Origin of the sequence: Moritella sp. (genome assembly GCF_033791185.1) — a bacterium.
Classification (GTDB): domain Bacteria; phylum Pseudomonadota; class Gammaproteobacteria; order Enterobacterales; family Moritellaceae; genus Moritella.
The window spans coordinates 1-14,298 of record NZ_JASJHF010000124.1; the positions used below are offsets into that span (position 1 = coordinate 1).

Here is a 14,298-nt window from a genome sequence, read left to right on the forward strand (position 1 = left end):
GCTGCGCTAGAAAATAAACCCGTCATTAATGAAAGCACTAAAACCGTTGGCTTGATTGTCATGAAAACCTCTACAATTAATAATTCGAAATGAATAATTCAATAAATAATGAAAAGCAAAACAAAAGCCTGTAATCAGATCGTATCGATTACAGGCTACAAACTGACTAACTGGCAATAACGTGAAAGATTATTGTAGTAACGCTTCAAACGTGAAGTGTACGTTCACGCTGGCTTTGTCCGCCATAGGATCATTTTTCAATTCACCTTTATAGTTAGCTTTCATCAAGTAACGACCAGCAACATTCGGCGTGAAAGTCACTTTACCGTCCTTGTCACTCTCTACATTAATTTGCTCTTGATGGTTGCGGTATAGCGTACCTTCACGGGTAATATCAGCAATAACGCCCGCTTGCGGTTCACCGTTAAAGAAGAACTGGAAGCTAACTTTTTCGCCTTCAACAATGTCTGATGGGTGAGTCAATGGACGCATTTCAAGGTATTGACCTTCGATTTCTAATGCTTTTTCTGTTGGCATACCAACCGTCACATAACTTTCTGCGCGGGTGTAGCTTAATTGTGTGCTTACATCACGCACTTTTTCTGGCAGCAGGTTTGTACGTTCAGCTTTGTTGGCTTTTACATATTTAACGGTATCACGACGGCCCGCTTTATAAGCCGTGTAGTAAGACGGTACATTGTTAATAGCGACCTTGTGCGTGCCCTCTTCTTCAAAGTAGAAGTCAAAAATAGAACGACGTTTACCGCGGATCACAAAGTTAGGACGCTCTTTACGACCATCAGGCATTGTCACTTGGGCAAATTCGCTACCCGCAGGCTTATCAAATACGAAAGTACCGTGTGATGCAGTTACGTCAAACGTTAGCCAATCACCACCTTCTTTTGATACAGTGAAATGCGATGGCAATACCCAACGCGGATGGGCGTTAGCCGTTGTTGTAGCAGCTAGCCCTGCGATAACCGTACAGGCTAAACCTAATACTTTTAATTTGCTTATTTTAGACATCATCTTTCTCGCTATATTATTTAATTAGGTAGTTAATACGGATATCGCCCGTTTCTTCGGTCGGTGCAATGGTGTGACTAAATGGCTTATCAGCTAACGTCATTTTTTGGCGGATGAAATTACGGCCGCCGTGTTCACGTACTACTTCAACATAAAATGTATACTTGCCCGCTTCTACGCGGTTACCATCATTATCTAAACCATCCCAGGTGAAACGGTAGTCACCGGCAGGACGTGTTGCAGATGTAACGCCATCAACCAGCGCACGATCATAACGACCGACTTTACGCCACCAGCTACGTAAATCTTTTAGCCATTCATCTTTACCAACCCACAGCTCAACCGTACGCACTGATTTACGTTGAGAATTCTCAATCCATACCGCCACATAAGGGCGTGCATACATAGTCGATTCAATCTTAGGTAAGCTAAATTCAACCGCTAGCTCAGCAGTTGCAGGGATTGGCGCAGCACTTGCCGAAAAAGTCGGAATGAACAGGCAGCTTAATAATGCAAGGCATAGTGCAATACACTGTGTAATACATCGTGTAATACACTGGCCAAGACGTTTAAATAACAAAGTCATACAAGATCCTTAAGGAACGGCCACGACAAAAATAGCCAAAGTAACGAGCGAACCAAACAAGGTCCATTTTAATGAGGTTGCGAAAGTTTTCTTTTTGGGTACCAATAAACACACACCAGTTAACACAAAGAACACCATCAATAATGCAGTGATATCGATAAACAATTTCCATACATCGCCGCTATTACGGCCTTTATGTAGATCGTTTAATACTGCAATGACACCGTAATGGGTCTTTTCAATCACCGCTTCAGTGGTCGTCATATCAATAAATACCGCGACGTTATAACCAGGGCCTTTATAATCCATGGCAATCTCACCTTCGATTAATTCACCATCTTCAATTTCAGTAAAAACATCTAATGCAGAAGGCTGGCCAGACAGGTTCGCGTGCTCGGTAAGGTAAGCAACGATACCGGATTTATTGACAGCAACAGCGCCATTGGCATCGCTGAATAAGGCTTGGGGTAAGCTCAGAATAGTTTCTTCAATATCTGCCTGACTGCTAACAAACAAGCTTGGACGATTTAAGGTAATGCCGGTAATAGAAAAAAATAATACCACCAGCAATAACGCCATCGAAATATAGATATGCAGACGTCGCGCCCATATTTGCACTTGTTTATTCTTTAGAAAGGTTTTGTTTTTTAGCGTAGCAGCTTGGTTTTTCGATCTAGTCAATGTCTGATTGGGTGCCTGATCAGGAGTCAGGGGAAGTGGTTGGCTGAGAGAAGACATGATCGTAATAACACTGCTTGGTTTATGGGATTAAAGTACAAGCAATGTAATTGATAATCGTTTTCATTGGCATTGAATTTACATTATTTACGTTAACGAATGCCAATACGGGGATATAACCATTCAGTCATGTTATTCGCGTTTTATATTCTGAATATTGTTATAAAGTTGTCTATATTTCATAGTGTTGCCTATGCTTAATTGCGTCGACTCTCGAGATTAAGTAACCAAGGATGATAAAAATGAAGAAAAATAAACTCAGTTACCTCATTGCATTAACACTTTCATGTTCATCGTATTTTGCGATAGCAGCTGGCGGTGGGGGGGTCTTATCTGATGCCGGAGCCAAAGACGGAAAACATTTTGATGAAAAAGGTAAATATCCATCTGAATTTACCAAAGCGATATGGCAACAAAACCAAAAGACCTTACCTTTTGCTGATAAGCAAGATTTTGAAGAAGCCAAAAAAGGCTTTATTGCCGCACCAAAATACAAACAGATCATGGCCGAAGCTGGGCATGTGGCTTGGGATATGGGCAGTTATGAATGGTTACTTGAAGAGGGGAAAGACTTCGACAGTATCCACCCTTCGCTACAACGCCAAGCTATTTTAAATATGGCTTATGGCCTTTACGAAGTACTCCCCGATAAAATATACCAAGTACGTGGTTTTGACCTTGCCAATATTACCTTCATCAAAGGTGATAGCGGTTGGATTGTCTTTGATCCACTCACCGCTAAAGAAACAGCCAAAGCCGCATTAGAATTTGTTAATGAGCAACTCGGCGAGCGCCCTGTCGTTGCTGTGGTTTACTCGCACTCTCATGCCGACCATTTTGGTGGCGTCCGTGGTGTCGTTGATGAAGCGGATGTTAAATCAGGTAAAGTTAAAGTTATAGCCCCAGAAGGCTTCATGGAACACGCCGTTTCAGAAAATGTTTATGCGGGTAACGCAATGAACCGCCGCATGTTTTTCCAATATGGAGTATTGCTGCCTCGCAGTCCATTTGGTCACGTAGATCAATCCATTGGTAAAAATACCGCTGCTGGTAACCTAGGTTTAATCGCCCCCAATACTACCATTAGCGGTGATTTTACAGAGATGACCATCGACGGTATCAAGATGGAATTCCAAAATACCCCCGGTACAGAAGCACCATCAGAAATGAATACCTACTTCCCCGAGTTAAAGGCATTTTGGGCGGCAGAAAATATCACCGGAACAGTACACAACATTTATACCTTACGTGGCGCGCTAGTACGTGATGCGCTGGAATGGTCAAAACAAATTAACAACGCCTTATATCGCTATGGCCAAGAAGCCGATGTGATGTTTGCATCGCACAGTTGGCCACGCTGGAACAATGATAGAGTGCAAGAAATCATGCGCACCCAACGTGATATATACGCCAACTTAAACAACGAAGTACTCCACCTTGCCAACCAAGGCGTGACAGTTAACGAAGTACATAACCAATACAAACCACCGAAGAGCTTGCAACAAAAATGGGCCGCACACAGCTATCATGGCTCAGAGCAGCACAATAGCCGCGCCGTCATTAACCGTTATTTAGGTTATTGGGATGGTAATCCCGCGACATTGATCCCTTTATCACCACGAGATTCGGGACCTCTTTATGTTGAAATGATGGGCGGCGCAGAGAAGATCATCGCCAAAGGTCAGTCGCTATACGACCAAGGTAAATACCGAATGGCGCAAGAAATCCTCAATAAATTAGTCTACGGTGAGCCGAATAATCAACAGGGTAAAGATTTACTCGCTGATACCTTTGAACAAATCGGTTATCAACAAGAAAGTCCGAGTGTACGTAACAGCTTTCTTGCCGCAGCCTACGAACTGCGTAATAACATCCCGCAAGGCTCGATACCGAAAACAGCCGGCCCTGATACCACCAAAGCAATGGCAACAGAACTTTGGTTAGACTTCTTAGGCATACGCTTAGATAGCGAAAAAGCCGACGGTAAGTCTTTCACCATTAACTTAAAACTGCCGGATATTAAGGAAGAGTTCATTGTTGAGCTAAGCAACTCGACATTGACTAATATCAAAGGTGTACAAGCTAAAAATGCCAATTTAACCCTGACATTAAATCGTAGCGACCTTGAGCCTATTATGATGGGGGTAAAAACCTTTGATCAGCAGATAGCGGCAGGAAAAGTGCAACATCAAGGTGATATCAAGCTGCTCAATCAGCTTAAATCAATGTTAATCAACTTCACCCCGACTTTCGAGATGATGCCAGGTACTGCGGCACCGACGCCAGCTGCAACCAAGGTAACCTTCGCGCAACCAGAAATGGGCCGTACGGACGGTATCTAATACTTAAAAAATCGATAACGTTTTAAAACGACGAACTAAAAATGGAGAACGCAATGTTCTCCATTTTTATTCGTTAATCGTCACAAGGGCTCACAACATCAATTATAACAAGTGGCTTACCATTCTTCCTCATTATCCATCAAATCACTGTCAATGATCTCGCAGTAGGCCTTAACTTCAGCTTCATCATGTTCAATTTTAGCCGCATCAGCCAGCTCCCATGATCGCTCGCAGGTTTGCGTGCGTTCGCACCACAGATACCCAGCAGCTGGTAAGCAGCCATGGACATCACGATCACTACCGATTGGTTCAGGTTGTGTCGCACTACATGCCGTCATACCTAACAATAGCAACGGGATGAATATTTTAATTCGCATAATAGGGTCCATTAGTCACGCGCTTTAATACCATCATAGTATAGATAACAAATTGTTACGCAAAAAAGCATAGCAGAGGAATGACATTTGCTATGCTTAGCAACTATTCATGACTAACCAGTAATACAGAATCAAACCAATAAGGATAAGTAGAGCGCGAATTACATATTATGTTCCGCAAACGATGCTAAACGGCTACGTTGCACACCTTTTAAGAACACATTGGCACTGCCGTCAAAGCTTTTAAAACGCTCTACTACATAGGTTAACCCCGAGGTCACCGCAGTTAAATAACTGCTATCAATTTGCGATAGATTACCCGAGCAGACTATCTTGGTACCTTCACCACAACGAGTAATAATGGTTTTCAGTTGCGCAGCAGTCAGATTCTGACACTCATCCAACAGCACAAAGGCATTTTGGATTGAACGACCACGCATAAAGTTAACCGATTTAAACTGTAAATTGGCTTTTTCTTTAATATATTCCACCGAACCATCTTTGCACTCATCGTGTTTATGTAATACCTCCAAGGTATCAGTAATCGCCGCTAACCAAGGCAACATTTTCTCTTCCTCGGTACCGGGTAAAAAACCGATACTTTCGGCTATTTCAGGGGTATTACGAGTTACAATGATCTTATCAAACATCTTCCTTTCAATCACTTGTTCCAGCGCAGCTGCCATCGCTAAGATCGTTTTACCACTACCAGCAGGTCCAGTTAAGATCACCAAGTCGATGTGCGGATTAAGTAACGCTTCCATCGCCATACCTTGGTAAATATTCTTTGGATGGACACCCCAGGCTTTTTGCGACATCAGACGTTCACGGCCTAAATCAACAAAGCTGATCTCGCCCTTATCTTTACCAACGACACGGGCCGCAAAGTGATCAGTTTCATCGATCAAGTACTGGTTAATAAAGCTATCTTGCAGTTGTGCTGTTTCCACCGTATGGATGGTCTTTGAACCCATGGTTTCACTTTTCATGCTTTCACTATGGCACTCGCTGATCTCTTGCCAGAAATCACCACTAAATTTATGAAACCCAGTGGCCAAAAATTTAATATCATCAATCAATTGATCAGAGCGATAATCTTCAACGTACCTAAGTCCTGCGCCTTTGGCTTTTAAGCGCATATTGATGTCCTTCGTCACTAACACGATTTCGCGTTGTGACTGGCCTTGTAAAAACAACGCCGCGTTGATAATACGATTATCAGGTTCGTTATCAGTAAAAAAAGCATCTTGCTTCATGACACTATGATCAGCAAAAATAGAGATCTTACCCAACTTATTTTTACCTTCTACTTTTTGCAGTGGTACACCTTGGTTGATTTCTTCGGGGCTAGCATTTGAAAAAATATCTTCAAGGGCACGGATAGCGACTCGCGCATCACGGCTGACATCTCTTCCTCGATCTTTAATATTATCGAGTTCTTCTAAAACGGTCATCGGGATCATGACATCATGTTCTTGAAAGGTGAAGATAGATAGGGGCGCGTGCAACAACACATTAGTATCGAGAATGAAAACTTTACTGTTGGTACTTTCCATAGAAACACCTCATTAAGTTCGACTAACTCTTAAAGTTTAGTCGTTGAGCTCGTTGATTTCATTTTTAGCCATTTTTTTATAATTTATGTGCTGCAATACGATATACTTACCCAATACATATCTCTGATGACCCTATCAGGCTTTTATTACGGAAATAAGAATGACAGCAACCAAGACAGCACTTGATCCTACGCTATTTAAAAAAATCGAAATCATTTGTGAGAAAGGTGAAGAGCAACTCGAAGCTGAAGAATACAAAACGGCGATCGAGACCTTTATGCAAGCTTACGATCTGGTTCCAGATCCTAAGATCCATTGGAATGTTTCAACTTGGATCCTAACTGCATTAGGTGATGCTCACTTCATGCTAGGCGACTGGGCTTCATTAGAAGAAGCTACTGGTTTTGCGATGCTATGCCCTGAAGGTGCAATAAATCCTTATTTACACCTGCGTTTAGGTCAAGCACACTTTGAACTAGGTAACATGGAACCAGCTAAAGAACAGCTAACAAAAGCGTTTGAAGCAGAAGGTGCAGAAATCTTCGGTGACGATGATGCTAAATATTTAGCCTTTGCCCAAGCTGAATAATAAAGAATATAGATAATGATACCACCCACACGATAACAGCTGTGGGTGGTTATTTTTCGATAGTATGTTACAACAAAGAATACAAAAATCGCCTAATCTAAAATAAGCGTTAGCCCCAATAACACCGGTGTTGCCACCGTAGCAATTAAGTTTGAACGTAAAAACTTAGGTTGCTGTGCAATATTTTGACCAAATTTAATGCCACCATACAGTGCATAAAATGCTAACGGCATTGGTATTAACGAAATCAAACTCAATGCAGGTAGATAACCTATCACTACATAACTAATAATCAGCACAGTGGCTAATGTTGCAAATACCGCATAGACATAATTACTGATCTTGATGCCATAAGCCATTGGGAAGTCTTCCGCTTTATGTTCATCAGCCGATGCTTTAATGTCGCCATAGTTATTAAGTAGCCAAAGATTGTTGACTAAGAAAAATGGGATCAAAGCAATTACCCAAACCAGCTGGGTATATTGGCCGACTAATACAAACTCTGTCGCTAAGGCGATTAATAACGCAAAACCAAAACCCGGCGCCAATAGTGAATAAATCGGGTGTTTTTTGATAATACTGCTATAGCTGAGTAATACCATTAAACCAACAATGCCCACTGGTAAGATACCTAGACCAAATTTCATCACCAAAAATAAACCACATAACAAGCTAACTACTAATGCAATAATACCCGCTAAGAATGCGGAATTCACTTGGTCACGTGCGCGCGGATGCTTTTTATGCTGCTGAGGGTTGGTTTTAAATGCCCAGGTGCGCTTTAAATCTGAATACTCATGGAACGTACAAATACTAATATGACCGATAAAAGCCGCAATACACGCCGCAATTAATACATAACCATTCACATCACCATGATTTGCTATCACAGCTGCAAAACCTAAAAAAACACAGACCATAGTTAATAATAAATACGATACGTTTATCGATCGCAACACAGTTTTAAATCTAAACGCTAACATAGCGATTTCGCCTCAATAAATACCCATTTAGAGCTATACTAGCTTAGTTCTAAAATCTAAATTTGATCTAAATCTAAACATGCAACGGATTTATAATGTCGACAAGATTAAAATAATAAACTGTGAAGTGAGTATTTAATGAAATAGAGCCAAGGCTGCGAAAAGTTAAATAAAGATAAAAAAATGGCAGGTTATAGACGTAATAACAAGGTGACAACAAGGTGATAAAAAATAGAAAAGACGAGCAAAAAAATAAAAAAAAGGCCGATACTCATTAGCATTAATATCGGCCGTTCTTTATGTTATCTGTACACGTTATTCTCGTTTATACGATCTCAGCTGCTACCACAGAAATTTCAACTAATAACGCTTCACGCGCCATGCTTGCTTGTACACATGCACGTGCTGGCGCATAGCCAGCTGGTACCCACGCATCCCACACTGCATTCATTTCAGCAAAGTCTGCCATCTCTTTAATATAGATAGTGGCTGAAAGCATGTGTTTTTTATCACTGCCTGCTTGCGTTAATAACTCAGTTACCTTTGCTAGCATAGTTTCAGTTTGTTCTTTAATACCATACGTTGCATCTGCGCATACTTGGCCACATAAGTAGATAGTGCCATTGTGCTTTACAATACGGCTCATCCTTGGTTTAGTTTCCATACGTTCTATCATGCTAAATTCTCTTTCATCTTAATAAAGCCCAAAGTAATGAGCAAACACAGTAGTCTACCTTGAACCCGTTATTTTTTCGAGACAAAATCCTCGTTAGGATAAGCAATACCAAAGAATAAATCCGTCATAACCTATACTTAAAAAATTAGAGATTCTTAGCTAAAAAATAATCCTCTTATACCTTAAATGCTTCGAACACACGCTCTACAGCAACTGAACCGGGATCTTTAACACCATCTAAACTATCACAGTTTAGATAAGATGAACGACCTGCTTTCGCTTCTACCATCCTTGCAGTGCTTTCAGCACCAAGGCGCGCCGCTTCGATTGCAGCAATAAAACTATCAGTTTCCCATGCTTCAAAAGCAGGATACATAGCATCAATCATGGTACGATCGCCTGGTTTAGCACCACCGTATTTCATCATTTGTGCTAAACCAGCCTTAAGTGCAGTTACATGATCACCATTCTGATTATAATCATGGCCTGCTGCAGTAAAGAAAATTGACAGTAAGACACCTGATGAACCGCCCATCACCGTTGCGAGCTCTTCACCAATAGCATTAAGTAATAATCCCGTATCATTCAACGGTAATTTTTTCGCTGTAAGTTGCGCCATGACCTGACGAGCACCAGCTCCAAATGTTGACCCAGTATCACCATCACCCACTAATGAATCAAGGTAATTTAGCTCTTTTTCTGCTGCAATTAAAGTGTTAGAAACAACACTGACTATCGTTGCCATCTCTGCATTTTCAGACGCTTCAAAAGAAAAATTAATTGACACTTTATCTTTTTTCACTTCTTCCAATTGACGTAATGCAATGGGATTCACCCAAGCATCGGCTTCCACAGGTGCTAACAATGCTTCTAAACGAGAGCCATTTAGTTCTAAATATGAAATTGAAAAACCTTTCATATCAATAGCAGTCATCAACGCTGCAGGACCAATCACCAACTGAATGTGATCCTTCAATTCAGATTCTAAAATGTCTTTCGTAATCAAACTCATTTCTAATGGTGATACACCACCGAGATTATTGATCATTACTGCAATCTTCGCATCAGCAGCAGATAACGACGCTTTCAGTTTAGTAACCATAGTCGTAACCAATTCACGACAAGAGGTGACGTCAATAGACATTACGCCAGGTTCACCGTGAATACCAAGACCTAATTCAGCTTTACCTTCAGCAATACGTTGATTCGCTTCTTCACCAGGTAATGAGCAACTAGTCAGAGCTAAACCGATACTGGCAGTTACATCAATTGCAGCTTGAGCACCATTTTTAATAGTCATAAGATCGGCACCTTGCTCAGCTAAATAACCCGCAATTTTATGCACCAAGATTGTGCCAGCAATACCACGTGGTTTCAGGTTATCTGGAATTGAAATATCGTCATCAACAATCACCATTTCCACGTTTAAACCCATTTTCTTGGCTTTTTCACATGCAAGACCAAAATTCAGACGATCACCCGTATAATTTTTTACAATAACCAGGCACCCTTGTTCACCCGTTACATGTACTATCGCATTAAGTACTGCATCTACACTTGGTGAAGCAAATACGTCACCACAAACAGCAGCAGTCAACATTCCTTTACCAATGAATCCAACATGTGCAGGCTCATGACCAGAACCGCCACCAGAAATAATAGCAACCTTATCTTTCTGCCATTCATTACGAGTCACAATACGGATCATAGGATCCACATTAAGACGTACCAGGTTGTTGTATTTATTGCTATACAAAATACCATCAATTGCATCGTGTACTAAGGTTACTTTCTCGTTGAAAAATAATCGACTCATGTTGACTCCACTAGTAGTTAATTCAGAATTTATGCGGTCATGTTACCGCCAAAAAACAATAAATCAACATTCATGGATAGGTTTCACTTTGAAACACAAAAGCCTAAAAATATGTTTCATTTTGAATCAAATAAGCGGATTTAAATGTGATATATGCGCTAACTCACTATTCAAGATTAAAAGTAATAACTAATAATGGAGAAGTGTGACCGCTATCAAAGTTAGCTAAATCCAGAGCTATGACCTTACACATTTTGCGCACTCCATTACTGTTACTCTCAGGGTAATAATTAGAAACAGCCCATGCACACAAACCTTTAAATACTCTCGCAGTGAGATGGTCGTCACTGGATCGACAATGGCTGTTGTAAATCCAATACAACAGCCAAATTGTAGCGTAATAATAAGGTATTAACCTCAGTTTAAAGGCCTTACCTGAACCCCTAGAATGAGAGAAGAGTCTTACATTATCGACACGCCAACATGCTCATACAGTGGCCACGATATGCATGGGAGGGTGAGCTGGTAAGCGAACAAGTTAAGATCATTTAAGAAAAAATCAGCGTTTTTAAGCATACTGATAATAAGGGTAAACTATAAAGTTATAATTTAAAAATTATGCTCTAAACTCCATTTACGTAAAATTTTATTCTCGACTTTCGGTTCAATTTGCATGATCGCTTTGTCTAATATCTTACGTAACATAGCTTGGTCTTTACGCACACCGAAGCGATAGCGATTGACGTATTTAGTACGCCCCGATACAGTTAAATTCTTAAGACCAAGTTTAGCGATTTTATAACGTAGTACAAACAAAGATTCGATAGTGGCGACGACCTCACCATTAGCAGTTTTCTGTAAGGCATCGTCGGTACTGTCGACACGACTAACAATGACTCTTGGGTAGTTGGTACGCAGATATTCTTCATACACATAACCTTCAACTACAGCCACAGTTTTACCGCGCAGTGATTTTAAATTACGGATACCATAGACATTTTTCAAGGTCGCTAATGCTGCCTCAGCTTCAACATAAGGCGCAGTAAAGATCAGCCATTGCGAACGCCTTGGCGTTTGGTTGAGAAACGACAGTACATCACAACCACCACTACGCGTGACATCTAAGCTTTGCTGCCAAGTTTTGGTTTCTCGTACTTCAAATTCAACATCTAACATTTGAGAATAAACAGCTACATAATCAGCAGCAATACCAATGTAACCAAGTTTAGGATCCCACGCTTCGTATGGCATCCAATTAGGGTCGATACAGAGTTTTATCGGCGCGCGACTAGTAAGATAATTACGCTCTTCAGCGGTGAGGCGTATTTTATCGATCCCGGCATGGGCAGATAGACTAATACTGGCTAAACTTAGTGAACATAATAGCGTGATAATACAGCTTGTTTTTGTCATCGTGTTGCTTCCCTCATATTGCGTTTATCCAGTATAAGTTAAGACTATAAATCCCGAGCTATCTAGTAAAAACCATAATTATTCATCTGTAATACTAATAACCCCTACTGACAAAACAATATAGACAGATAATCAGGCTAAAAATAAATGTCTTTAAATCAGTGATAGAATTATAATTGCAGTATAATTTCACTCGATGATATGCCATGAAATATTTATTACTACTGCCGATACTCTTAAGTGGGTGTAGTACATACCCGCTACAGACAAACTTAGATAAAGACAATTTCACCGATTACTTTGCTATTTCTGATGTCGAGTATTACACCACCAGTTCACTGCAAAATAACCGTGTTGAACAATTAGGTTTAGTCGAAGGCGAAAGCTGCCAAACTGCTGACAACCTGCCTCCAGCAGAAGAACAACAAGCGAAAATAGCCGCAAAACGTCAAGCCGCAGCCCTCAATGCTAATGGTATTATTATCCGTTCATGTATCGCACCACCCGCTTCAAAAGCCTGCTTAAGTAGTTATGTCTGTTATGCCGATGCGATCAAGGTAACGCCTTTAACAAGCAGCAGTGACGATAGCCAATAATGAAACTAGAACTAAATACTGTTGGGATAATCCATACCCCGTATAAAGAAAAGTTTGCCGTGCCACGTCAACCAGGTTTGGTCTCCGCAGCTAAAGCACAGCTGATTTTAAGCCCGCCGTATGATGAAGCGGATGCATTACGTGGCATTGAACAATTTAGTCATGTATGGCTGATATTTGCGTTTCATGAAACCATGGATAAAGGTTGGAACCCGACGGTGCGTCCACCACGTTTAGGTGGTAACGAACGTTTAGGGGTATTTGCGACCCGTTCTACATTTCGCCCCAATCCATTAGGTTTATCGGTAGCGAAACTCGATGGCATCACCATTAAGAATAATCAGTGTATTTTAAATTTATCCGGCATTGATTTGGTCGATGGCACGCCGATTTTAGATATCAAGCCCTATGTTCCTTATGCCGACAGCTTAGCGGATGCACAAGCGGGTTATGCGGCTGACGCTCCAATTGCAGATATGCCGGTATTATTTGCCGATGAAGCGGTAACCCAAATTACTGCGCAGCATAAAAAACACCCAGAATTACGAGACTTTATTGCACAGGTATTAGCGCAAGATCCACGCCCTGCTTATAAAAAGAATAAAACCACACGTCAAGAGTATGGGGTTAAGTTGTACGATTTTAACGTACGCTGGGTAGTAGAAAGCGATATCACGACTGTCGTATCTGTCATTAAAGATGGTAATCCACCAACACTCGTGTCGGCACAAGAGCAGCAGGCTGATTAGCGAAGAGTGTGACAGGAATACTAAAAAGCCGATTAACTGTGATAGCAGTTAATCGGCTTTTTCATTGCAATACCATGTTTAAAAAATGTTTTCAAAACACTGTGATTTAAACGTCAATGCTTATAAGAAGAACAAACGCCATAACCAGTTAGAATCTAAATCGTCTTTACAGGTGCGATACTGACCCGCATATTTCAACGAACGTTGATCCACTTTTTTCGCGACTTTCTTCAACCAAGGTTTTTGATTATAGGTTTTACGCTGATAACCACCCCAACCTTCGTGATAATTCAAGTATTGTTTTTCAGCATCCCACTTAGATACACCATTGATTTTTTGAGACTTATTAATAAACCAGCCCATAAAATCCATGGCATCATGAAAATCAGAACGACTTGACCAGCTATTCCCCGTTTCCTTAACGTAGTCACCCCAAGTTACAGTTTTCGCTTGCGCATAACCATAAGCAGTACTGGCACGCCCCGTTGGGATAATCCACCAATACTGCATCGGCGGCTGGGCATTATGCTTAAATGAGCTTTCTTGATACATCATCGCCATTGGCACATGCACCGGTACCCCCCATTTTTCATTACTGTCCATGGCCGCTTCATACCAGTCATACTTTTCAATAAAAATATCACAAATATTTTCCGGATTACGAGGTTGTGAAGAACAACCAAACAATACGCTGCTGACAACTATAAGTGCAGCTAATCTCAGTATTTTATTCATTTTAAATAGCACAAATCCAATTTTGGCAGCCAGTATATGACCTCCGAGAAACGAATAAAAGGACAGCAGTCAAAAATAAATAAAACTAATCATTAAGTTTTGCTGTTTACTCTGGT

General features: G+C 40.9%; 14 protein-coding genes. 4 read left to right on the forward strand and 10 right to left on the reverse strand.

Annotation, left to right across the window (positions count from 1 at the left end):
• Positions 1–189 precede the first annotated feature (189 nt).
• The 3 genes from QNK26_RS07440 to QNK26_RS07450 are packed head-to-tail and all read right to left on the reverse strand — an operon-like array spanning position 190 to position 2,230.
• Complete coding sequence (locus tag QNK26_RS07440) at positions 190–1,029, reverse strand: DUF4198 domain-containing protein (RefSeq protein WP_319221928.1); 840 nt, start codon at positions 1,027–1,029, stop codon at positions 190–192.
• Between the two features lie 13 nt (positions 1,030–1,042).
• Positions 1,043–1,612, reverse strand: a complete 570-nt coding sequence (locus QNK26_RS07445; RefSeq protein ID WP_319221929.1) for a DUF2271 domain-containing protein — start codon at positions 1,610–1,612, stop codon at positions 1,043–1,045.
• Between the two features lie 9 nt (positions 1,613–1,621).
• Complete coding sequence (locus QNK26_RS07450) at positions 1,622–2,230, reverse strand: PepSY-associated TM helix domain-containing protein (protein WP_319221930.1); 609 nt, start codon at positions 2,228–2,230, stop codon at positions 1,622–1,624.
• A gap of 362 nt (positions 2,231–2,592) precedes the next feature.
• Between QNK26_RS07450 and QNK26_RS07455 the strand changes: the two genes are divergently transcribed.
• Positions 2,593–4,692: an alkyl/aryl-sulfatase gene (locus QNK26_RS07455; RefSeq protein ID WP_319221932.1), complete on the forward strand. Its 2,100-nt coding sequence runs from the start codon at positions 2,593–2,595 to the stop codon at positions 4,690–4,692.
• A 116-nt stretch (positions 4,693–4,808) separates the two neighbouring features.
• Here the strand turns inward: QNK26_RS07455 and QNK26_RS07460 are convergent, their stop codons facing one another.
• Positions 4,809–5,069 carry a hypothetical protein gene (locus QNK26_RS07460; protein WP_319221933.1) on the reverse strand — a complete coding sequence of 87 codons (261 nt, stop codon included), beginning with the start codon at positions 5,067–5,069 and terminating at the stop codon, positions 4,809–4,811.
• 161 nt (positions 5,070–5,230) lie between these two features.
• The gene (locus QNK26_RS07465; RefSeq protein ID WP_319221935.1) at positions 5,231–6,625 is read right to left on the reverse strand and encodes a PhoH family protein; all 1,395 of its coding nucleotides are present in this window, start codon (positions 6,623–6,625) and stop codon (positions 5,231–5,233) included.
• A gap of 160 nt (positions 6,626–6,785) precedes the next feature.
• Between QNK26_RS07465 and QNK26_RS07470 the strand changes: the two genes are divergently transcribed.
• On the forward strand, positions 6,786–7,214 hold the full coding sequence (locus tag QNK26_RS07470; RefSeq protein ID WP_319221937.1) for a hypothetical protein: 429 nt from the start codon (positions 6,786–6,788) through the stop codon (positions 7,212–7,214).
• A gap of 92 nt (positions 7,215–7,306) precedes the next feature.
• Here QNK26_RS07470 and QNK26_RS07475 read toward each other — a convergent pair whose 3' ends face one another.
• The 4 genes from QNK26_RS07475 to QNK26_RS07490 all read right to left on the reverse strand — a co-directional run bounded on the left by QNK26_RS07475 (position 7,307) and on the right by QNK26_RS07490 (position 12,102).
• Positions 7,307–8,197: a prenyltransferase gene (locus QNK26_RS07475; protein WP_319221938.1), complete on the reverse strand. Its 891-nt coding sequence runs from the start codon at positions 8,195–8,197 to the stop codon at positions 7,307–7,309.
• 325 nt (positions 8,198–8,522) lie between these two features.
• Positions 8,523–8,873: a RidA family protein gene (locus QNK26_RS07480; RefSeq protein WP_319221939.1), complete on the reverse strand. Its 351-nt coding sequence runs from the start codon at positions 8,871–8,873 to the stop codon at positions 8,523–8,525.
• Positions 8,874–9,048: 175 nt separating this feature from the next.
• On the reverse strand, positions 9,049–10,689 hold the full coding sequence (locus tag QNK26_RS07485) for a dihydroxyacetone kinase subunit DhaK (protein WP_319221940.1): 1,641 nt from the start codon (positions 10,687–10,689) through the stop codon (positions 9,049–9,051).
• Between the two features lie 609 nt (positions 10,690–11,298).
• Positions 11,299–12,102 carry a transporter substrate-binding domain-containing protein gene (locus QNK26_RS07490; protein WP_319221941.1) on the reverse strand — a complete coding sequence of 268 codons (804 nt, stop codon included), beginning with the start codon at positions 12,100–12,102 and terminating at the stop codon, positions 11,299–11,301.
• Positions 12,103–12,308: 206 nt separating this feature from the next.
• Between QNK26_RS07490 and rcsF the strand changes: the two genes are divergently transcribed.
• Together rcsF and tsaA are read left to right on the forward strand one after the other, a co-directional pair.
• Complete coding sequence (rcsF, locus tag QNK26_RS07495) at positions 12,309–12,698, forward strand: Rcs stress response system protein RcsF (protein WP_319221942.1); 390 nt, start codon at positions 12,309–12,311, stop codon at positions 12,696–12,698.
• Entirely contained in the window at positions 12,698–13,447 is a 750-nt protein-coding gene (gene tsaA / locus QNK26_RS07500; protein WP_319221943.1) for a tRNA (N6-threonylcarbamoyladenosine(37)-N6)-methyltransferase TrmO, read from the forward strand. The genes rcsF and tsaA overlap by 1 nt, the downstream gene beginning before the upstream one ends.
• Before the next feature lie 120 nt (positions 13,448–13,567).
• On the opposite strand, the gene QNK26_RS07505 is transcribed toward tsaA, so the two are convergent.
• Positions 13,568–14,182, reverse strand: coding sequence for a hypothetical protein (locus QNK26_RS07505; protein ID WP_319221944.1), 615 nt, complete (start codon positions 14,180–14,182; stop codon positions 13,568–13,570).
• Positions 14,183–14,298: the final 116 nt, after the last annotated feature.